Origin of the sequence: Micromonospora sp. NPDC049047 (assembly GCF_040649135.1) — a bacterium.
GTDB lineage: Bacteria > Actinomycetota > Actinomycetes > Mycobacteriales > Micromonosporaceae > Micromonospora.
Genome location: NZ_JBEZEY010000015.1, coordinates 31205 through 50579, shown reverse-complemented (window position 1 = coordinate 50579; position 19375 = coordinate 31205). Strand labels below are relative to the sequence as shown.

18 protein-coding genes and 1 pseudogene are annotated in these 19375 nt (G+C 70.4%); 9 read left to right on the top strand and 10 right to left on the bottom strand.

Annotation, left to right across the window (positions count from 1 at the left end; all coding sequences use genetic code 11):
• Nucleotides 1-33 precede the first annotated feature (33 nt).
• The 8 genes from AB0B86_RS22475 to AB0B86_RS22440 all read right to left on the bottom strand — a co-directional run bounded on the left by AB0B86_RS22475 (nt 34) and on the right by AB0B86_RS22440 (nt 8646).
• Nucleotides 34-1143 (bottom strand): thiamine pyrophosphate-dependent dehydrogenase E1 component subunit alpha, encoded by a 1110-nt coding sequence (locus AB0B86_RS22475; RefSeq protein ID WP_357408284.1) that lies wholly within the window; start codon nt 1141-1143, stop codon nt 34-36.
• A 75-nt stretch (nt 1144-1218) separates the two neighbouring features.
• Nucleotides 1219-2589 carry an FAD-dependent oxidoreductase gene (locus AB0B86_RS22470; RefSeq protein ID WP_357408286.1) on the bottom strand — a complete coding sequence of 457 codons (1371 nt, stop codon included), beginning with the start codon at nt 2587-2589 and terminating at the stop codon, nt 1219-1221.
• A gap of 130 nt (nt 2590-2719) precedes the next feature.
• On the bottom strand, nt 2720-4213 hold the full coding sequence (locus AB0B86_RS22465) for a radical SAM protein (protein WP_357408288.1): 1494 nt from the start codon (nt 4211-4213) through the stop codon (nt 2720-2722).
• A gap of 65 nt (nt 4214-4278) precedes the next feature.
• The gene (locus tag AB0B86_RS22460; RefSeq protein WP_357419752.1) at nt 4279-5259 is read right to left on the bottom strand and encodes a beta-ketoacyl-ACP synthase 3; all 981 of its coding nucleotides are present in this window, start codon (nt 5257-5259) and stop codon (nt 4279-4281) included.
• The gene (locus tag AB0B86_RS22455) at nt 5256-6281 is read right to left on the bottom strand and encodes an AfsA-related hotdog domain-containing protein (RefSeq protein ID WP_357408292.1); all 1026 of its coding nucleotides are present in this window, start codon (nt 6279-6281) and stop codon (nt 5256-5258) included. Before AB0B86_RS22455 ends, AB0B86_RS22460 begins: the two co-directional genes overlap by 4 nt.
• Nucleotides 6282-7484 (bottom strand): beta-ketoacyl-[acyl-carrier-protein] synthase family protein, encoded by a 1203-nt coding sequence (locus tag AB0B86_RS22450; RefSeq protein ID WP_357408294.1) that lies wholly within the window; start codon nt 7482-7484, stop codon nt 6282-6284.
• Nucleotides 7481-7741: an acyl carrier protein gene (locus AB0B86_RS22445; RefSeq protein WP_357408296.1), complete on the bottom strand. Its 261-nt coding sequence runs from the start codon at nt 7739-7741 to the stop codon at nt 7481-7483. The genes AB0B86_RS22450 and AB0B86_RS22445 overlap by 4 nt, the downstream gene beginning before the upstream one ends.
• Before the next feature lie 53 nt (nt 7742-7794).
• Nucleotides 7795-8646: an SDR family NAD(P)-dependent oxidoreductase gene (locus AB0B86_RS22440; RefSeq protein ID WP_357419795.1), complete on the bottom strand. Its 852-nt coding sequence runs from the start codon at nt 8644-8646 to the stop codon at nt 7795-7797.
• A 260-nt stretch (nt 8647-8906) separates the two neighbouring features.
• Between AB0B86_RS22440 and AB0B86_RS22435 the strand changes: the two genes are divergently transcribed.
• The 4 genes from AB0B86_RS22435 to AB0B86_RS22420 all read left to right on the top strand — a co-directional run bounded on the left by AB0B86_RS22435 (nt 8907) and on the right by AB0B86_RS22420 (nt 13267).
• Complete coding sequence (locus AB0B86_RS22435; protein WP_357419751.1) at nt 8907-9362, top strand: MaoC family dehydratase; 456 nt, start codon at nt 8907-8909, stop codon at nt 9360-9362.
• Nucleotides 9363-9414: 52 nt separating this feature from the next.
• Nucleotides 9415-10170 carry an enoyl-CoA hydratase/isomerase family protein gene (locus tag AB0B86_RS22430; protein ID WP_357419750.1) on the top strand — a complete coding sequence of 252 codons (756 nt, stop codon included), beginning with the start codon at nt 9415-9417 and terminating at the stop codon, nt 10168-10170.
• Between the two features lie 172 nt (nt 10171-10342).
• Complete coding sequence (locus AB0B86_RS22425) at nt 10343-12127, top strand: hypothetical protein (protein WP_357419749.1); 1785 nt, start codon at nt 10343-10345, stop codon at nt 12125-12127.
• 54 nt (nt 12128-12181) lie between these two features.
• The gene (locus AB0B86_RS22420) at nt 12182-13267 is read left to right on the top strand and encodes a glycosyltransferase family 2 protein (protein ID WP_357419748.1); all 1086 of its coding nucleotides are present in this window, start codon (nt 12182-12184) and stop codon (nt 13265-13267) included.
• A 78-nt stretch (nt 13268-13345) separates the two neighbouring features.
• Here the strand turns inward: AB0B86_RS22420 and AB0B86_RS22415 are convergent, their stop codons facing one another.
• Nucleotides 13346-13729 carry a hypothetical protein gene (locus AB0B86_RS22415; protein WP_357408365.1) on the bottom strand — a complete coding sequence of 128 codons (384 nt, stop codon included), beginning with the start codon at nt 13727-13729 and terminating at the stop codon, nt 13346-13348.
• Nucleotides 13730-14073: 344 nt separating this feature from the next.
• On the opposite strand from AB0B86_RS22415, the gene AB0B86_RS22410 reads away from it, so the two are divergent.
• From AB0B86_RS22410 to AB0B86_RS22390, 5 genes are all read left to right on the top strand, one after another.
• The gene (locus AB0B86_RS22410; RefSeq protein WP_357419747.1) at nt 14074-15138 is read left to right on the top strand and encodes an SMP-30/gluconolactonase/LRE family protein; all 1065 of its coding nucleotides are present in this window, start codon (nt 14074-14076) and stop codon (nt 15136-15138) included.
• A 585-nt stretch (nt 15139-15723) separates the two neighbouring features.
• Nucleotides 15724-15870: a hypothetical protein gene (locus tag AB0B86_RS22405; RefSeq protein WP_357408308.1), complete on the top strand. Its 147-nt coding sequence runs from the start codon at nt 15724-15726 to the stop codon at nt 15868-15870.
• Between the two features lie 664 nt (nt 15871-16534).
• On the top strand, nt 16535-16873 hold the full coding sequence (locus AB0B86_RS22400; RefSeq protein WP_357408310.1) for a winged helix-turn-helix domain-containing protein: 339 nt from the start codon (nt 16535-16537) through the stop codon (nt 16871-16873).
• 3 nt (nt 16874-16876) lie between these two features.
• Nucleotides 16877-17152, top strand: a complete 276-nt coding sequence (locus AB0B86_RS22395; protein WP_357408312.1) for a hypothetical protein — start codon at nt 16877-16879, stop codon at nt 17150-17152.
• 18 nt (nt 17153-17170) lie between these two features.
• On the top strand, nt 17171-18763 hold the full coding sequence (locus tag AB0B86_RS22390; protein ID WP_357408314.1) for a serine hydrolase domain-containing protein: 1593 nt from the start codon (nt 17171-17173) through the stop codon (nt 18761-18763).
• On the opposite strand, the pseudogene AB0B86_RS22385 reads toward AB0B86_RS22390, so the two are convergent.
• Nucleotides 18747-19214 (bottom strand): annotated as a pseudogene (locus AB0B86_RS22385) (NADAR family protein); the annotation flags it as partial. The gene AB0B86_RS22390 and the pseudogene AB0B86_RS22385 sit on opposite strands and share 17 nt — an antisense overlap.
• Nucleotides 19215-19375: the final 161 nt, after the last annotated feature.

Here is a 19375-nt window from a genome sequence, read left to right as displayed (position 1 = left end):
TGCCGGTCGGGTCGGGCTGGGCCGGGGCGGTCATCACGTCTCCTCGGGCTCGGCGTTGCCGGCGATCTCGGCGGCCAACTGCCGGGCCTGTCTGGCCAGTTGCGGGGTGGGGGTCGCGTACACGTGGGCGAAGAGGTCGGCGGGGTCCGGGGCGGGGCGGCCGCGCACACCCCGGCGGGTGCGGTCGGCGAACGCCTCGGCGTCGGCGTCGATCCGCAGTTGCACGTCGTCGTCGAGAACGCCGTGCCGGCGCAGGTGCGCGGCGAGCCGCCGGATCGGGTCGTGGCCACGCCACCACTCGACCTCGGCCGCGTCGCGGTAACGCGACGGATCGTCGGAGTTGGTGTGCGGGGCGATCCGGTACGTCACCGCCTCGATCAGGGTTGGCCCGCTCCCCCGGCGGGCCCGGTCCACCGCGGCGGTCACCGCCGAATGGACCGCGAGCAGGTCGTTGCCGTCCACCCGGACGCCGGGCATCCGGTAGCCGACCGCCCGATACGCCAGCGAGGTGGCCCGGGTCTGCTTGGCGAACGGCACCGAGATGGCGTAGCCGTTGTTCTGCACCACGAACACCACAGGGGCGGAGCGCACCGCGGCGAGGTTGAGCGCCTCGTGGAAGTCGCCCTCGCTGGTGGCCCCGTCGCCGCAGAGCGCCAGCGCGACGGTGTCGTCGCCGGTGCAACGCGCCGCCAGCGCGAGGCCCACCGCGTGCGGCGCCTGCGTCGCCAACGGTGTGCAGTGCGGCGCGGTGCGGCTGGCCATCGGGTCGTACCCGCAGTGCCAGTCCCCGGTAAGCAGGGTGAGCGTCTCGACCGGATCCACTCCCCTGGTCACCACGGCCACCGAGTCGCGGTAGGTGGGGAAGACCCAGTCGGTCGGCCGCAGCGCCAGGACCACACCGACCTGGCACGCCTCCTGCCCGTACGAGGACGGGTACACCGACAGGGAGCCCTGTTTGGCAAGGACGGTCGCCTGGACGTCGAAGCGACGCCCGATGACCATGGCGCGGTACGCCGCCAGCGCCGTGGCCAGGTCCACGGTCTCCGACGTGCCGGCGGGCCGGCCGGGCGGGTCGAAATCTGACCCCGGTGCCCGTATGTCGTGGTTCGACCGAACCTGACCGCTCTGGTCCGTGGTGGCCATGCGCCACCTCCCTCGTGCGTAGGTGCTCGTTGTCCTCGTGGCGCCGGCGCCGCCGACGGGCCCGGTGGGCGCCGGTCAGGTCACCGCGGGGCTTCGGTCCGCCGGGTTGTCGACGACGGACCCGATCTGCTCCCGAGCGGCCCGGAAACACGCCTCGATCGACGTGCCCCGGCGGAAGTCGCCGGTCACCAGCAGACCGTCCGACCCGCCGAGGAGCTTGTCGATGCGCTCCAGCCGGTCGGGATGCCGTCGGCTGTAGGCGCAGAACGCCTGCTGCCACCGGCGGCTCACCTGGTGGCGCAGCCGAGCCTGCGCGATGGCGGGGAAGTGCGGTGCGAGCTGGCTTTCGGCCCGGACCCGCAGCTCCTCCAGGGAGGCCGAGAGCAGGTTCCGCCGAGCCGGCCGGCCGCTGAAGGTGTAGCGGACGATGTGCCGGTCGTCGCGGCCGTAGGCGCCGGCGTTGCTGACCTCGCTGCCCGGCGGAAAGAAGATCGCCCGGGCGGCCACGTCGAACACCGGCCGGTCGTACTCGGCGATCACCACGGCGGCCGGGAAGTAGCGGATCTGGTCCAGTTCGGCGGCGACCTCGGGGTGGCCCGGCCGCAGCAGCGCGGCACCCGCGCTGGCCGGCACGGCCAGGACGGTCAGGTCGGCCAGGTGCGTCTCGGAGTCGCCCGAGCGCGTCCGCACCCGTACGCCGGTGGTGCGGGAGCCGTCCCCGAGCAGCTCCTCGACCCGCGTCCCCAGCTGGACCGACACGGTTGCGGCGAACTCGCCGAACACCGGCTCGAACCCGTCGGTCAGCTGCTCGAACCGGTCGAGCAGCATGCCCAGGTTCGCGCCGAAGTCGGCCAGGTGCAGCTCATCGGGTTCGGCACCGTTCATCCGCACGGTCATCGGGCGGACCAGCGCGTTCTGCAGGTACCGGCCGAAGTAGCCGTCCATGCTCGGGTCGTCGTGCGCCCGGCTGAGGTCCCGGAACCGGGGGCTGCCCAGGAACCGGTCCCGGTCGTCTCCGCGTACCCATCGGGTCATCCGCCAGAAGCGGACGACGTCCCGGGGCGGGGTGCGCCGGAGGAAGCCGGCGATGCCGGCGGCCCGGGACTGCCCGTCCACGGTACGCAGCCGCCCATCCTCCACCCGGGACGTGTTGATCCCGAAGTGCTCGAAGGGCCCGCCGCCCAACTCCTGCACGAAGGACCGGAACTCGGTGTACCGGGTGCCGATGTTCTTACCGCCGAGGGTCACGTCCCGCTCGCCCAACTTCTCTCCGGACGAGCGTCCACCCAGGCGGTGCTGGTCGTCCAGCAGGGTCACCCGCACGCCGCACCGACGCAGGTACCAGGCGGCGGCGATGCCCGACCACCCACCGCCCACCACGATCGCGGTCGCGGGGCGCGGCGGCAGTCCGGCGGGGGTGTCCCGCCGGCTCGTCTCAGCAGTCACGATCCATCCCATCGGTGGTGTCGGAGGGGCAGGTCAGAGGACGGCACCCGGGCGTTTCGCCGAGCGGAAGTGGTCGAGCGTCCGGTGGGCCGGTCGGGGAGACGCATCCGACGACGGTGACCCGCGGCACCTACTTCATCAGCCGGGGGAACTCGGCGTCGTGCTCCTTGATGTAGACCGTCTGCGGCGTGACGGCGAACCTGTTCTCGTTGTCGAAGTTGTCGGACACCTCGGTGAGGTGGGCCATGATCTGCTCCCCGTTGGTGTTCAGGGTGTGCCGCAGGTAGTCGGTCTGGAGGTTGCCGTGCCACAGCACGCCCAGTTTGTTGACCAGGTAGCGGTCCGTCTCCTCCTCGACCACACCCGCCTCGATGTGCTCACGCAGCACGCCGAGCACCCGCTCGTGGTCCGGCAGGTCGGCGAAGCGGTGCAGCAGGTCCTTCGTGAGCTCCTTGTACCGCGGGAACATCACCATGATCCGGTCGAGGACGCCGCCGCGCCCGATGGACTGCATGGTCTCGGTCGACACGCCCCGCTCGTCGATGTTGCGTTGCCAGTCGTCGACCTTGTCCGGGTTGATCGACACCATGTCCTTGACGTTGCCCCGGGCGGCGCAACCGACAGCGATGATGTCCTGCCGCGCGCAGTGCGCGGTCTGGTACTGGCTGCGTACCGGGCTCCTGGAGTAGGTCTCGGCGAGCGTGTTGTGGTAACCCTGCGAGAGCAGGTAGTCGTACAGGTGCTCCCGCATCGCCATCAACTGCCAGGCGGTGCCCGGCTGCTCGACCCGCCCGTCCATGATCAGCTTGTGGAGCGGCCGGTAGGGCAGGTAGATGGTGGAGAACGCGTCGATCTCCGACGGGGAGTACGTCGACACCAGCTCCGCCAACTCGTCGACGAAGCCGTCGAGTGTCTGGCCGGGCAGGTCGTACATGATGTCCACACACGACTCGGCGTCGAAGTTGAGCGTCCGCATCTGGTCGAAGACCGAATCGACGTCCTCGCGGGTGTCCAGGCGACCGATCTTGCGGTGGATCGTCGGGTTGAGCGTCTCGATCCCGAAGGTGATCCGGTTCCAGCCGTGGCCCTGCAGGAGCTGCATCATCCCGGGCCGGCGTAGGGTCCGGGGCTCTCCGGTGAACGACTTCTCGATGGTGTCGTAGCCCGGCACGACCTTGCGCAGGTGGGCCGAGAGCCGGTCCACCGCGCCCAGCGGCAGCGTGGACGGGCTGCCACCACCGACGTAGATCGCGCTGAACCTGCGGGCCTGGACGTACGGCTGGCGCATGTACCAGTCGATTTCCTTGATCAGGTAGTCGGTGTACCGCTCCAGACGATCCTCGTCCTGCTTGGGGTAGTGGTAGCGGTTGAAGTTGCAGTAGTGGCAGAAGGACTTGCAGTACGGCACGTGGATGTACAACATGAGCTCGTCGTTGAGGTTGCCACCGGGATCGCCGAGGCTGGCGATGTTGGCCTCGACCTGCGCGGGCTCGACCTGGTGCCAGTCCATTGTGGCGAAGTTCGGCATGACGTAGTGCGAGGCCGTCACGATCCCGGGAAAAGGCATCGGCCGGGTGGCGTGCTCGCCGACGTAGAGGCGGGGTGCGGCTGACTTGACTTCCATCTCTGCTCCCTCGGTCGTGCGTGTCGTACCGCGCACCTCCCGGCCGACCAGCCGGCCGGCACCGGTCACGGACAGTCCGTGCCCCGCACCAGGTGTGCGCAGCCCTTCCAGTTGATGACTCCGGCGCCCCAGGTCAGACCCGCGCCGAAGGCGGCCAGCCCGACCCGGGCCCCGGCCGTCAACAGCCCCTCCCGCTGGGCCTCGGTGAGAGCCAGTGGGATAGAGGCCGCCGAGGTGTTGCCGAAGCGGTCGAGGTACATCGCGACCCGATCCGCCGGGTAGCCGAGCCGCCGGGCCACGGCGCCGACGATCCGGGCGTTCGCCTGGTGACTGACCAGCACGTCGAGGTCGCTGACGGCGAGTTCACAGGCGTAGCAGCTGGCCTTGACCTCGTTGACCATCGCTTCCACTGCGAACTCGTAGACCTCGCCGCCCTGCATGCGCACCACCTGGTCGTCCCGGTCGACGTACAGGAGATCCCCGTGCTCGCCGGCGGACCCGAAGGAGAGGTACTGCGGGCACCGGGCCCGCCGGGTCCCCCGGGCCGCCCGCACCACGACCGCCGCTGCGGCGTCGCCGAACAGCACGGCTGTCGACCGGTCCTGCTGGTTGGTGAGGCGGGACATCGCGTCGGCTCCGATCACGAGCACGCAGTCGGCCCGGTCGGTCTCGATCCGGCCGATGGCGTAGTCGAGGGCGTAGAGGAAACCGGTGCATGCTCCGTTGAGGTCCACCGCGCCCGGTGCGCCGGTCCCCAGCAGGTGCGCCACCCCCGGGGCGAGCCCCGGGGAGACGCGGTCGGCGGTCGAGGTCGCGGCGACCACGAAGTCGACCTCGGCCGGTGTGGCCCCGGCGTCCGCGAGCGCCGCGGCACCCGCCTGTGCGGCCAGGGCGCCGAGCCGTTCGCCGTCGCCGAGCCGGTATCGCTGGCCGACCCCGGTCCGACTGGTGATCCACTCGCTGCTGACCCCGAGGTGGGCGAAGCGGTCGTTGCCGACCACTGTGGCCGGCAGGGCGGCGCCCGCTCCGGCGACGACGGCGGTCACGAGGCCAACTCCGGTCCGCGGGTATCCGCCGGACTGAGCACGAATCGCGAGCGGGTGACGACCTGCCCGTTCTGTTCGGCCCAGATCGTCACGGCCTGGCCGCCACCGTCGGTGTCGGTGTCCCAGCCGGCGACCCGACAGGACAGCGCGACGTCCAGCTCCGCGAACGACACGAAGTCCATCGCCGCCGCATCCGTGCGCAGCGAGCCGGCGTCGACGTCGGCGTGCACCACCATTGCGGCGACCGCGAGCTGGCGCGACGCCTCGGCGATCAGCATGCCCGGATAGTGGTCGAGCCGACGGTCGAAGAAGGCCGGGTGCCGCAGCGGCAACACCTCGGCGGACGCGTCACGCGGTGGTCCGGACGGGGTGGTGATCAGCACGTTGCCGGGAAAGTACCGGCCGACGACGGCACCGGGAGCCGCCATCGCGAGCAACCCAGGTCGGACGTTGAGGACCCGCCCGGCACTGTCGGCGCGCAGTTCCGCGTACCCGTCGTGGGCGAGGAAGGCCACCGAACCCGTCATCGTCGCGGCGGGCCGCCCGTCGATCCAGGCGCGTACCGGCCCGTCGATCGCGTACACCGCGCCGCGCCGGTTGCGGCGGACCCGGTCGACCGGTACGGCGATCACGATCTCGGCGGTGTCCTCCCCCACGATGGTCGCCTGGGTCGACACCACCCGGACGTCCACCGAACGCAGGACGAACTGGCTGTCCAACGGCACCTCGAGGAGCGCGTGCGCGATCACCTCGACGCCCTGCCGCAGGACCTCGGCGATCAGGAGGATGTCGTGGTGGCGGCCGGCGGTGTCGTTGTACAGCCGGTGCAACCTCGGCAGGTGGCCCACGGCTACCAGCCGTTCCCCGTCCCGGGCGACGCCGGTGACGAAGACCCCTTCGGTGCTGCGTCGGTGCGCGAACCGTCGTGGAACGGTGGAGTCGGTGGTGAGCCCGAGCGAGCTGGGCACCGGCGGCTGCACCGCGGCCGCCGGCCGCGCCGTCGCGTCGATGTTCGTGGCCATTCAGTTCGCCGCCCGCAACAGTAGGGCCACGTTGTGGCCGCCGAACCCGAAGGATGTGGAGAGGCCCACCGACCCGCTCTCGCGGACCGCCAGCGACACGGCCCGTGCGGCGTGGGTGAGTGGCCCGAGGCGCTCGTCGGGCTCGGTCAGCCCGTGGGTCGGCGGGACCGTCCGGTGCCGCAGCGCCTGCAACGTGGCGACGGCCTCGACCGCCCCCGCGGCACCCAACAGGTGCCCCAGGTAGGACTTGCTGGACGAGATCGGGATGCTGGTCAGCGCCGCGCCCAACGCGGTGCGCAGGGCCCTGGTCTCGGCCAGGTCGTTGAGCACCGTCCCGGTGCCGTGCGCGTTGATGTAGTCGACGTCGGCCGCCGGGAGTTGGGCGTCGGCCAAAGCGAGGGTGACCGCCTTCGCGGCGAGCGACGCTGTCGGTTCGGGAGCGGTCAGGTGGTAGGCGTCGGTCGTGGCGCCGTACCCGAGCACCTCGCCGAGGAGCACCGCGCCCCGACGCTCGGCCGCGTCGGCACTCTCCAGCACCAGGACGGCCGCTCCCTCGCCAAGCAGGAAGCCGTCGCGCTTCTGGTCGAACGGCACCGAACGGCCGGTCGGCGAGAGCGCGCCGGCCGAGCGGAAGATGGCCTCCGTGAACGGCGTCAGGGCGGCTTCGGCCCCGCCGACCACCACCGCGTCGGCTTCGCCGGCCCGGATCGCGCGCAGCCCGGCTCCGATCGCCTGCGCGCCTCCGGAGCAGGCCGCGACGATGGACGACGCCTCACCGCGAAACTGGTAGCGGATCGCCAACTGGGCCGCGGCCGCGTTGGCCATCAGCATCGGTACGGACAACGGCGACACGTAGTCCGGGCCGTCGCGGCGTAACGCCTCCACCTGCGACTCGATCGTCGCGATGCCCCCGATCGCCGAGCCGATCACGCAGCCCACCCGCTCCGCCGGGTACGGCGGCTGATCACCCCACCCGGCCTGGTCGAGCGCCTCGTCGGCGGCGGCGATGGCGAACTGGCAGAACCGGTCGGTGCGGTGCGCCTCCCGTCGGGTGAGCACCCCGCGCCAGTCGAACGAGTCGCACCTGCCGACGCCGCCGTCCAGGCCGGAGTCTCCCGCGACGGCCCGCTCGTGGAGCGCCTGGGCTCCCACCCCCAGGGCGCTGACCACTCCCATGCCGGTCACCACGACCCGTCTGGTCATGCGCAGCCCGCCCGCTCATAGATCACCTGGAGCGCGTCGGCAAGTGACTTCACCTCGGCGAAGTCGTTGGGCCGAACCTGGATGCCGAGTTCCTTGCGGACGCCCTGGCTCAACTCGACAACGTCAAGCGAGTCGAGCCCCATCTCTTCGAGCGTGGCGCCGGCACTGATGCCGGCCGCGTCCGCGCCCATGGCCTCCACCTGCTCGCGTACGAACTCCTCGATCTCCACCTGGCTGTGCTGAGAGTTCTGGGACATATCGCCCTCCAGGAATGTCGGTCTACACGGGCCCCGCATGACCGGGGCGAGGATCAGGAGAGCTGGAACGCGGCGGCCGAGAGCCCCCCGTCCACGGCAAGCGTCGCGCCGGTGACGTATCCGGCCGCCGTCGACGCGAGAAAGCACACGCAGGCGGCCACCTCGTCCGGGCTGGCGGCTCGCCGCATCGGCACGTGGCGGCGCACCGACTGGTCGAGGTGTGCCACGTCGTGGGTCATGTCGGTACGCGCCAACCCCGGCGCGACCGCGTTGACGGTCACGCCCTTTCTCGCCACCTCTACCGCGACCGACCTGGTCAGCGCACCCAGACCCGCCTTCGCCGCGGCGTAGTTGCCCACGCCGGGAATCGAGTGGGCGCCGAGCACCGAGGCGACGTTGACGATCCGCCCGAATCTGGCCCTGATCATGCTCGGCAGAGCGCGCCGCATTGTATGAAAGGAGCCGGTGAGGTTGGTGGAGAGCACCGTTCGCCACTGCTCGTCGTCGAGGTTCGCCAGTAAACCGTCAGCGCGGACGCCGGCGTTGTTGACGAGCACGCTTACCGCACCGAACTCGTCTTCGAGTGCATTGAAAAGGCGGTCCACGGATTCTGCGTCGGACACGTCGGCACCCACCACGACCGCACGACCGCCGGCATTTGTGATCGCTTGCGCGGCGGCCCGCGCCGCCGTCTCGTCGGACCGGAAGTTGATCCCCACCGGCAGGCCACCCCGGGCCAGTGCCTGTGCGACCGCCAGGCCGATCCCTCGCGAAGCTCCGGTGACCAGGGCACACCCGGTGGTCGGCAATGCGAATTCAAGACGGCGTGTGGCGGACGGCTGACTTCGATCAATTTCGATGTTGGTAAGCGCAACACTCACCCGCGAACCCCCCGTGGCATCCATGGCGTTCAGACCGCACGGACGACCTCCATCCCGGCCTGAAGGAGATGGTCGAGGCGGCCACACGGACCCCGTCAACATATAGAATGTCGACGATTCAATCAAGGGTCCTGAAACTGTCGCACCTATTTATTCTTCGGTAACATCTGTTTCGCTCGACGGCTGGGACGAGCGCCGCAAGATCACTCAGCCGCAACAGACACGCCGCCGTTATCGGCCGGTGGGGTTGCGGACCTGCCATCGATGCCGGAAAGGTGGACGCGGTGAGCCGATACGACACCATCGACGCGCTGCTCGAGCACACCGGCCAGCAGCTCGGCACCACCGGATGGCACCTCATCGACCAGGCCCGGATCAACGCGTTCGCCGACGCGACCGGTGATCAACAATGGATCCACGTCGACGAGAAGCGGGCGGCGGCGGAGAGTCCGTTCGGGACGACGATCGCGCACGGCATGCTCACGCTCTCGCTCTGCGCCACCTTCCTGGCCGAGTTGATCGAGGTCGACGGCGTCCGCCTGGTCATCAACGCCGGCCTGAACAAGGTGCGCATGCGCGCCCCGGTGCCGGTCGGTGCCCGGGTGCGCGGCGCCGCGACCCTCCTGGAGGCCCGCCGGATGGCTGGCGCGTGCCGGGTCGTGGTGCAGATGCGGGTGGAGATCGAGGGCGAGACCAAACCGGCCTGCGTCGGCGACTGGGTCCTCGTGTTCAATGAGTGACCACCGCATCACCACACCGTGTGTCTCCCGCACGGATCACGGACCGGTGGTCGTGCTCACGATGGACCGCCCGGACACCGGCAACGTGCTCGACGCCGAGATGCTCGGCGACCTGCTCCGGCACCTCACCGCGCTGGCGGGCGACCCGACGGTGCGCGCGGTCGTCCTGACCGGCTCGGGCAGGGCCTTCTCGCTCGGCGGTGACCTGGCGGACTTCGAGCGGGCGCTGTCCGGCCAGGTGGGCGACCCGGCCGCGTACAGCCGCCCCCTGACCGACGCGCTGGGCACTGTGGTCCGCACAGTGCGCGAGATGCGGGCCTGCGTGATCGCGGCGGTCAACGGGCAGGCGGCGGGTGCCGGGTTCGCCCTGGCGTTGGCCTGCGACATGCGTATCGCCGCGGAGCGGTCCGTGTTGCACTTCGCCTACGGAGCGCTCGGCGCGTCGACGGACGGGGGGATGAGTTGGTTCCTGCCCCGTGTCGTCGGGCCCGCGCGGGCGCTCGCCCTCCTGCTCGAACAACCGATCATGCGAGCACCCCGGGCTCTCCGGGAGGGCCTGGTCAACGAGGTCGTGCCGGCCACCGACCTGCTGGATCGGGCAGTGCGCACCGCCGGGCACCTGGCGGCGAGCGCACCGCACGCGGTAGCCGCCGCGAAGCGGCTCGTCGACGCCAGCCACCGCAACACGCTGACCGAGCACCTGGCGGTGGAGCACGACCTCTTCGCCGACGGGCTGCGGACCCGGGACATGCGGCGGGGCCTGGCCGCCCACCGACAGGGTGACGTGCCGGTGTTCGAAGGCGACTGAACCCCCGGAGGGCGCGGACCGAAGCGATGCCGACGGCTCCGTCGTCGGCCGCCGACGGCCCACCCACACCGGCGCGCCGACCCGTTCGGACCAGCCCACACCCGGCGCCACGCGGACCCACGCTTCGGACTGCTGATGGACAAGGTCGGCACCATCGGAGAGGATCTATCCCGTGAATACCCGGTCCACCGGCGCCGCAGCTACCGCCGAGAACACGAGCCCAGAAGAGACGTCCGACGACCGGACGCCGAGCCGGTGGGAGCGGTGGCGCTGGGCCCGCCCCGAGTGGACCCTGGCGGCACTGGGCAGCCTGCTGCTGGCGGCGGTGCTGACCTGGCCGACGCTGCGGCACCCGGCGAGCACGATCCCCAACGACCTCGGCGACCCGACGTTGCAGGCATGGCAGGTCGCCTGGTCGGGTCACGCCCTGCTCAGCAGCCCGGCCGACCTCTGGCACTCGAACACCTTCTTCCCCGAGAAGTACACCTACGCCTACAGCGACACCCTGCTCGGGTACGCCCCGATCGGGATGCTCGGTTCCGGTTTCGAGGCCGCCCTGGTCCGATACAACGTGCTCTACGTGCTGCTGCACGCGCTCGCGGCCTTCGGGGCGTACGTGCTGGCGCGGCAGCTCGGCGCGAACCGGTGGGGCGGGGCGGTCGCCGGGATCGCCTGGGCGTTCGCGCCCTGGCGGTTGGCGCACGCCGGTCACCTCAACATCCTGTCCAGTGGTGGCATCGCGTTGTGCCTGGCGATGCTGGCCCGTGGGCACGGCTGGTCGTTCCGCGACGGCTACCGGCCGGAGCGCCGGCGGCCCGGCTGGGCGTTGGCCGGCTGGCTCGTCGCCGCCTGGCAGGTCACGCTCGGTTTCGGCATCGGGCTGCCACTTGTCTACTTCCTGCTGGCCGCCGTGCTGGTGGCCGCCGGCTGCTACGGCTGGTCCTGGTGGCGCAAGCGGGAACGCCCGCCGTTCGGTAGGCGTCTGCTGCTCGCGGATCTGGCCGGCGGCGCCGTGTTCGGCCTGACGACGGTGCTGCTCGGCCTGGTCTACCTGCGCGTCGTCGACCTCAACCCGCAGGCCGAACGAGGGCTCGAGTGGACGAAGATGTTCTCCCCGCCACTTATCGGCTTCGTGACCGCGCCGGGCGACTCGTGGTTGTGGGGTGAGCGGCACGCCGCCGCCCGCGAACAGCTGTCCTGGCCGCCGGAGATGGCGCTGCTGCCGGGCATCACGCTCATCGCGCTGGCCGCGGCGGGCCTGTTCATCTCGATGTACCCGGCTCGGCACCGGGTCGCACTGGGTCTCGGCGTGCTCGGCACCGTGCTGCTGGGTCTGGGCTCGACCCTCGGTGGTGACGGGGACCCGGGTTATCTGACCCTCTCCACCCACCTGCCGGGCTGGGACGCCCTGCGCACACCGGGCCGGATGATGCACTGGACCAGCCTGTTGCTGGCGCTGCTGGCCGCCGGCGCGGTGACGGCGCTCGCCGAATCGTCGGGCCAGAGCCCGGACCGGCGCTGGACACGGGTCTTCATGCCGATGGTCCTGCTGGTGCCGCTGGCCCTGGTCACCCTGGAGGGCGTCAACCGGACACCCCACCCGACGGTAACTCCGCCGCCGGCCGCGATGCGGGCCGCCCAGGACCCGATCCTGGTGCTGCCCGCGGGCGGGGTGGGCGATCTGACGTACATGCTGTGGACCACCGACGGGTTCCCCCGGGTGACCAACGGGCTGGCCGGATTCGAGCCGGTCAGCCAGGCGCAGACCCGGATGGCGGTGGCGTCGTTCCCGGACGCCGGTAGCGTGGCGTACCTGCGGGGCATCGGCGTGCGGTCGGTGCTGGCCGTGCCGGACCGCACGGTGGGGACGCCCTGGGAGGGCATCGCGGCCCGGCCCGTCGACGGGCTCGGCATCACTCGGGAGGACCTCGATGGCACGCTGCTCTACCGCCTCTGACCGGGGCAGCGCCGCGGGCACCGGCGCCGGATGCCCGGGTACGGGCCGGGCCGGGTGAGCAGAGTGCGGTTGTCCATCGTGGTGCCCTGCTTCAACGAGGAATCGTCGGTGGAGCGGTTGCACGAGACCGTCACGGCCACGCTCGCCGAGTTGTCGGACCTGGACGTCGAGGTGGTGTACGTCGACGACGGCAGTGAGGACGGCACCCTCGAGGCGCTGCGCCGGCTCGCCGCCGCCGACCCCGCGGTCTGTTACACGTCGCTGAGCCGCAACTTCGGCAAGGAGGCGGCAATGCTCGCCGGCCTACAGCGGGCCACCGGCGACGCGGTCGTCATCATGGACGCCGACCTGCAACACCCGCCACGGCTGCTGCCCGAGATGGTGGCCCTGTACCGCCAGGGCTTCGATCAGGTGATCGCCCGTCGCGACCGGCGGGGCGACCGGTTCATCCGCATGGTCGCCTCGCGGTCCTTCTACCGGATGATCAACTGGTGGATCGACGTACGCCTGCAGGACGGGGCGGGTGACTTCCGGCTGCTGTCCCGGCTGGCCGTGGACGCGATACTCGCGATGCCGGAATACAACAGGTTCTCCAAGGGACTGTTCTCCTGGATCGGCTTCCGCACCGTGGTGGTGGCCCACCGCAACGAGACCCGGCAGACGGGCCAGAGCAGGTGGACGCTCGGCAAACTGTTCAACTACGCGTTCGACGGCCTGCTGTCGTTCAACAACCGGCCGCTGCGACTGGCGATCTACGGCGGCCTGTTCCTCACCCTCATCGCGATCGCCTACATGGCCTGGGTGGTGGCGGATGCCATCGAGAAGGGCATCGACGTTCCCGGCTACACCACAATCATCGTCAGCGTCATCGGGCTCGGCGGCATCCAGATGACCATCCTGGGCGTGATCGGGGAGTACATCGGCCGGATCTACTACGAGACGAAGCGCCGACCGCACTATCTGGTCCAGGAGACCGAGCGCCTGGTCACCGAGGCGGGCCAGGCGTCCCGGGTGCCGCACCAGCCCGCGACGCGGTCGACCGACCGGGGCCAACCGGCGGCGCCGGCCCGGGAGGACCGGTTCCGCCGGCCCCACCAGCCGCCGGCCGCCGGCGAGGCCACCACCGGCGACGCCAACTGAACCGTTCGACGACCACCGGGCTCACGGTGCCGGCCGGCTCCCCGGGCGGCACCATCCGGACGGAGGTGGGTGGCGTCCTCAGCCGTCCGGGGTGAACAGCCCCTGGATGCCGACGACGATCGCGATGAGACCGAAGATCGCGAGCAACAGGCGGACCCCTGTCGCTCCGGCCGCCGGCTCGTCACGTGGCGCCGGCCGTCCGGTCAGCCGTCCCCAGAGCAGGGCGAGCCCGACACCGATCCCCACCACCTCGAAGTGGAACACCCGGGGGCCGGACACCAGGTGGACGATGAGGTAATAGCCACCGGTCACCAGCGCCACGACGCCAACCACCCACGCGATCGGGGCGGCCCGACCGGCGAGGCGGCCCAGGTCGTCGCCGACCCGCGGCAGCAACCGGAGCACAGCGACGGCGAGCAGGAAGCCGCCGACGATGTTGGCGAGGTCGAGCAGCAAAGCCATGATCACGATAGGTCTCCGTCGATCGGGGGATCAGCGGTGGGAGCGTACCCACGGACCCGGCCGGTTGAAACGATCCCGTGCGCGGCCAGACGCGACGCCGTCGACCGCCGCGGCACCGGGACGACCGGACAAAGATTTAACCCATCCTTTACGCATTGACCAGCGACTTTGTAATGTCGAGTAGGTCGGCCTTCCGGAAAATGTCGCGACGCTCTCGTTCGTCACCTAGGCTGCCGGGTGGAACAGCGCCGTCCCGCATCCCCTGACGTGCCGGTATCCCCCACGTCCTCGCACCCCACCTACCGCCGGTCCGCACCACGGCCGACGCCGATTGGAGCCATTCGATGACCTGGCGTCCCACCATTGCCGCACTCGCCGGGCTGTGCCTCGCGGTCGGCTCCGCACCATTCGCCGCCGGGGCCGCCGCCGCATCCTCGACGGCAGCGGACACGGCCCATGTTAACGCTCACGCCGCGCTCGCCGGTCCGCCCGGCGCACCAGCCGGGGTCTGTCCGGACGGAGTCGGATACGGCTCGCCGCTGCCGTCGAGTTCCCTGTCGGCCACCCGGATCCAGGGCGGATTCTCGTTCCTCGAAGGGCCGGTCTGGGTCGCCGACGGCGGCTACCTGCTGATGTCCGACATGGCCGCCGGCACCGGGCCGTACAACGTCCAGCCGTCCACCATCCGCCGGTTCACCCCACCGGCGACCTTCGACACGTTCATCGCCAACGCGGGCAGCAATGGCGTGGCGCTCAGCGCCGACGCCCAGCAGCTCATCGCGGCCACCCACGACCAGCGCAGCGTGTCCGCGTACCGGCTGAGCGACAGGTCCCGCAGCACCGTCGCGGCGAACTACCAGGGCCGGGCGTTCAACTCACCAAACGACGTCGCGGTGCGCTCGGACGGCGTCGTCTACTTCACCGACCCCAACTTCCAGCGCGGCAACCGCGCCGACCAGATGAACGGTCGCACCAGCGTCTTCCGCGTCTCCGGCGGCCAGGTGTCCCTTGTGGATGACCGGTTGCGCCAGCCGAACGGCATCTCGCTCTCACCCGACGGGACCGCGCTGTACGTGGGCGCGTACTCCGAAAACAAGATCTACAAGTACGCGGTCGCGCCCGACGGCAGCACCGGCGCCCGCAGTGTCTTCGTGAACTACATCGGCGGTCCGGACGGCGGGACGATCGACTGTGCCGGCAACGTGTACTGGACGTCGGGTTTCGACGGCCAGGTCCACGTCTACTCCCCCTCCGGCACGCAGCTCGGCACGATCCGGGCCGCCAACTCCGGCACCACAAACGTGGCCTTCGGCGGGCCTGACCGGCAGACCCTCTACATCACCTCCGGCCAGCGCAACGACTCCGGCCTGTACAGCGTGCATCTGAACATTCCCGGATACCCGTACTGACACCCGTCGCACGCGTCCGGTCCCGCCCCGGACCCGATCATTTGATCGAGCCCAAGCGGGACCGGATGTCCCCGACCGCTGTCGGTGCCTGTCGTGCCGCTCGACGCTCCGAGTGAGGAGATGGTCAGCCGAAGCAGTCGGGGACGGGCGGCGCGCTGGGCGTGCAGTTGGTTCGGGCCAACCACGCCGCGCGCCAGGGTGACCGGGAGGCATCGCGCCGCTTCCTGCTCGACTGGGCCGCCACCGAGCCCCGCACCCGGCAGACGCTCAACGAACCGCAGTTCCACCTGGCTCAACTGGGCTTCCTCGACGGCACCGTCGGCATCCAGACTGAGGCGGCGAGCCTGGCCGAACCGGGCTTCGACAGGGCCCACGCCCTGCTCACGCTTACCGGACTGCACCGCAGGGCGGGACACTTCGCCGAGGCACGACAGGCGCTGTGCGGCTGCGGGAGGCCATGCCCACCGACCCCCACTGAAAGGAGGCGGGACTCTGACGCCACTTCGTCCGTGCGCACTTCCGGCTCGTCCCGCTGGCCCCGAACCCGGTCTCGCCCCGCAACTCATGGATGAGGGTGCGCGGCAGATGCACGGCGTGTCCCGGCTCTGGATGGACGGCGTGCTGGACGCCGCCGTCACCGCCGCCGCGCACATCGACCCCGATCACCTGACCGACCACTACCTGCGACTGCGAGAAAGCCAGCAGCGGGCCCGCGACGAGGAAGCAGGTTAGGCAGCGAGGTTCGCCGCCGGCTCCGCACCGCCGCCAGCGGTCGACCACCCCACATAGATTCCGGGTACGAGGTGGGTGTGGTGGAGAGCCGTCCACTCAGACCAGGCTCCGCCGACGGTCAGCCGCTTCGCCGGTTACCCCACTGGCGCGGGCTCTGGACCGAGCCCCGGCCGCCGAAGTGCTGACCCTTGCCGTGCGGTTGGGGTGAGGCGACCCTGCCCTTCGCGCGTCGGGCCGCCCGATTCGTGGGAGCGGTAGGTTGGTCGCCTTCGGCCTCGACCGTGGCGTCGGCAGCCGGCTCGTGATCGTCGTGAACGGGCTCGGGCTCGGGCTCGGGCTCCGGCATCGGCATCTCCCTGGATCTCAGGCGCCCCGTGGACCATCGACAACCGACGGACGCGAACTGCTCGACGCCGGCGTGGGCCTCTGGAGGGTATCGCAAACGCAGGGCCCGTCCGATCCGCGGTCACCTGCTGCCGCCGGGGCGGCTCACCTGTTCCTGACACCACCGGTCCGTCGCGACACCGCGAGTGAGTGACGAGTGTGGGCGGACAGTTCACGCGTCGCCAGGGGCGGCGTTGACACCATGGAAGGGTGGTGTAAGAATTTCCTGACACCCCCCCGTCAGGAATTTCTGACGCCCGCGCCAAGGAAGGCTCCCTGGATGAGCGGCACCCCGCGCACCGGTGACGAGCTGGTGTCGCTGATGGCCGCGCTGGCCAGCCCGCACCGCCTGCGGATCCTTGCCGCCCTCAGCGACGGCCGCACCTACGTCAGCGAACTCGCCCGGCGGCTGCAGATGAACCGGCCGCTGCTCTACATGCACCTGCAGAAGCTGGAGGCCGCCGAGCTGGTGACCGGCGAGCTGGTCACCGCGCCGGACGGCAGCTCGGTGAAGTATTTCCAGGCCACGCCGTTCACGGTGGCCCTGGACCTGGAGGCGGTCGCGCTGGCCGCGCAGACCCTGACCGGCACGGGGCCGGCCGGAGAACAGGAGAAGTGAGCAATGACCCATCAGCTGGCGTCGGACCTGGCGCAGACGTCCACCATCGCCTTGACGGTCATCGTGACGGCGGTGATCGTCGTCGCCGGGTTCGTCGGATTCGGCCTCTACCGCGCCCGTCACGAGGCGGCGCGGGAGGAGGGCTACCGGTTGCTGGCCGAGCGGAGCGCCGATGGTGGCCAGGCCATGGCGGACGAACTCAAGCGCGTACGCGCCGAGCTCGGCGAGGTCACGCATCGGCTGGCCGCGCTGGAAAAGCTGCTGAGCCAAATCGGCTGACGCGAAAGGACCTACGACATGAGTGGATGGACCCGATCACGATGGCGGGCGCGTCGGCTGGCCGCGCTGGCCAGCTGCCTGACCGCGCTGGTCACGACGGCCGCACCGGTCGCCGCCGACCCGGCGATCGACCGCGTCGTGCCCGGCGACGAGTTGACCGCCGGTGAGGAATACCTGCACACCTACCTGGACCAGATCAACGCCCCCGGGTTGGCGTACGCGGTGGTACGCGGCGACCAGGTGCTGCGCAGCGGCGCCTGGGGCGTCGACGGTGACGGTCGACCGATGACAACACAGACCCCGTTCCTGCTCGGCTCGACGAGCAAGTCGTTCACCGCGCTCGCGGTGGCGCAACTGGTCGAGGCCGGCCGGGTGGACCTCGACACCCCGGCGTCCACATACCTGCCATGGCTGACCCTGGGTGACGCGCACACGGCCCGGACGGTCACCGTCCGCCAACTGCTGACTCACACGAGCGGCCTACCGCAGGTCTGGAGCACCGGCCTGACCGACCGGTACGACAATCGGCCTGGCGGTCTGACCCGATCCGTGCGTGACCTGGCCACCCTGCGACCCACCGCCGCCGTGGGACAGCGCCACGAGTACAGCGACGCCAACTACATGATTCTCGGCGCGCTCGTCGAGAACGTCACAGGCGACACCTTCGGCACCTACCTGCGCCGGCACGTGCTCGATCCACTCCAGATGACACATGCGGCGGCCACCGTCGACGAGGCTCGTGCGGTCGGGATTCCGGCCGGACACCGCTACTACCTCGGCCAACCGCAGCGTTTCGCGGCGCCGTTCGACACCGCCGGAGTGCCGTACGGCTTCCTCGCGGCAAGCCTCGACGACCTGACCCACTACGCGACAGCGCAACTCAACGGTGGCCGCTACGGAAACACCCGGGTCCTCGGTGCCGACAGCACGAAGCAGATGCACACCGGCACCGTGTCCACCGGTCACGGCAGTTACGGGTTCGGCTGGCGGAACAGCACACTCGACGGCGTCGGCGCCCGCATCGTCTGGCACGCCGGCGCGACCCCGGACTACTTCGCCCACCTCGTGCTCGTACCCGACTCGAACCTCGCCGTCATCATCATGACCAACATCTACGGCCTGACGATGGACGCGCCGCTCAGCTCCGGAGCGTTCAATCTCGCCCGCATCCTGCACGGCGGCACACCCACGACCGCCGCCGCCGACCCGGCTCACGTCTGGGTCCTGGCCGGACTGCTCGGCGTCGCCGTGCTGCTGATCGTCGTTCTGGCCCGATCCTGGATCCGCCTCATCCGCAGTGTCCGGCAGGGCACCAGCATGTCGACCCACTCGCGCGGCCGATCTCTCATCACCACCATCGCCTGGACCGGCGGGTCCGCCGCTGTGGCAGCCGGCACCGCCTGGCTCCTGCCAACCTTCTGGCAGGGCGCCGACCTTGCCAAACTTCGGTTGTGGGCCCCGGACATCGGCCACGCCATCATCGCCGTGGTCACCCTGGCAACCGCACTCGCCCTGACCCGACTGGCCATGGGCCTGCGCAGCGTCGCCATCGCCCGCCCGCCGGCCGCTGACCCGACGCTCAGTCGGCAGCCGGTCATTCAGGCAACCTGACGTGCGGCGTCGGTTCCTCGACACCGAGCATCGTGCGGGCCCGCATGAGTGCGAAGCCGAGTAGATTCAACCCGCGCCACCTGGTGGGGATCCACGGCGTGCGGGCGATCGGCAGCCAACCCGATGCCCCACACCCGGTCCAGCGGACTCGCCTCAACGAGCACCCGGGTCCCGGTGCCGAACAGGTATTCGCGTACCTTCTGGTGCTGGCCGAACTTCGCCACCGCGCCCGCGAGGACGATGTCGTCGCGATGCTCCTGCCACACCTGCTCGTCGAAACCGTCGACCTGCCGTCCGAGGGTCTTCGCCGCATGGGGGTGCGTCACCGTCAGAATCTCGACGCTGTCGCCTCGTCGCCGAACAGGACGGCCTTACGCCACATCATGTAGTGCTCGGCGGTACGGAACTCCCGCCCGTCCACACTGAAGGGCACGGGCCACCACTGGCTCAGGAAGGACCGCAGTTTTCAATAAGCAATAGGGATCGGTGGTCGTCACGAGTGGCCCGGATTCGCAAGGCATTGAGATTCCCACCTCTGGCGACAGGTTTTGTGGCCGATGACAAGAATGGGTTCTATGCTCGCCCGGGAATAGGCCGCGGCTCCGCCGTGGC

Excerpts from the sequence above, each read along its gene's own strand:
- AB0B86_RS22395 (WP_357408312.1), top strand. The coding sequence starts at position 16,877 with ATGACCCATCAGCTGGCGTCGGACCTGGCGCAGACGTCCACCATCGCC.
- AB0B86_RS22450 (WP_357408294.1), bottom strand. The coding sequence starts at position 7,484 with ATGACCAGACGGGTCGTGGTGACCGGCATGGGAGTGGTCAGCGCCCTG.
- AB0B86_RS22415 (WP_357408365.1), bottom strand. The coding sequence starts at position 13,729 with ATGGCTTTGCTGCTCGACCTCGCCAACATCGTCGGCGGCTTCCTGCTC.
- AB0B86_RS22475 (WP_357408284.1), bottom strand. The coding sequence starts at position 1,143 with ATGGCCACCACGGACCAGAGCGGTCAGGTTCGGTCGAACCACGACATA.
- AB0B86_RS22405 (WP_357408308.1), top strand. The coding sequence starts at position 15,724 with ATGCACGGCGTGTCCCGGCTCTGGATGGACGGCGTGCTGGACGCCGCC.
- AB0B86_RS22465 (WP_357408288.1), bottom strand. The coding sequence starts at position 4,213 with ATGGAAGTCAAGTCAGCCGCACCCCGCCTCTACGTCGGCGAGCACGCC.
- AB0B86_RS22440 (WP_357419795.1), bottom strand. The coding sequence starts at position 8,646 with ATGGATGCCACGGGGGGTTCGCGGGTGAGTGTTGCGCTTACCAACATC.
- AB0B86_RS22410 (WP_357419747.1), top strand. The coding sequence starts at position 14,074 with ATGACCTGGCGTCCCACCATTGCCGCACTCGCCGGGCTGTGCCTCGCG.
- AB0B86_RS22455 (WP_357408292.1), bottom strand. The coding sequence starts at position 6,281 with ATGGCCACGAACATCGACGCGACGGCGCGGCCGGCGGCCGCGGTGCAG.
- AB0B86_RS22445 (WP_357408296.1), bottom strand. The coding sequence starts at position 7,741 with ATGTCCCAGAACTCTCAGCACAGCCAGGTGGAGATCGAGGAGTTCGTA.
- AB0B86_RS22390 (WP_357408314.1), top strand. The coding sequence starts at position 17,171 with ATGAGTGGATGGACCCGATCACGATGGCGGGCGCGTCGGCTGGCCGCG.
- AB0B86_RS22400 (WP_357408310.1), top strand. The coding sequence starts at position 16,535 with ATGAGCGGCACCCCGCGCACCGGTGACGAGCTGGTGTCGCTGATGGCC.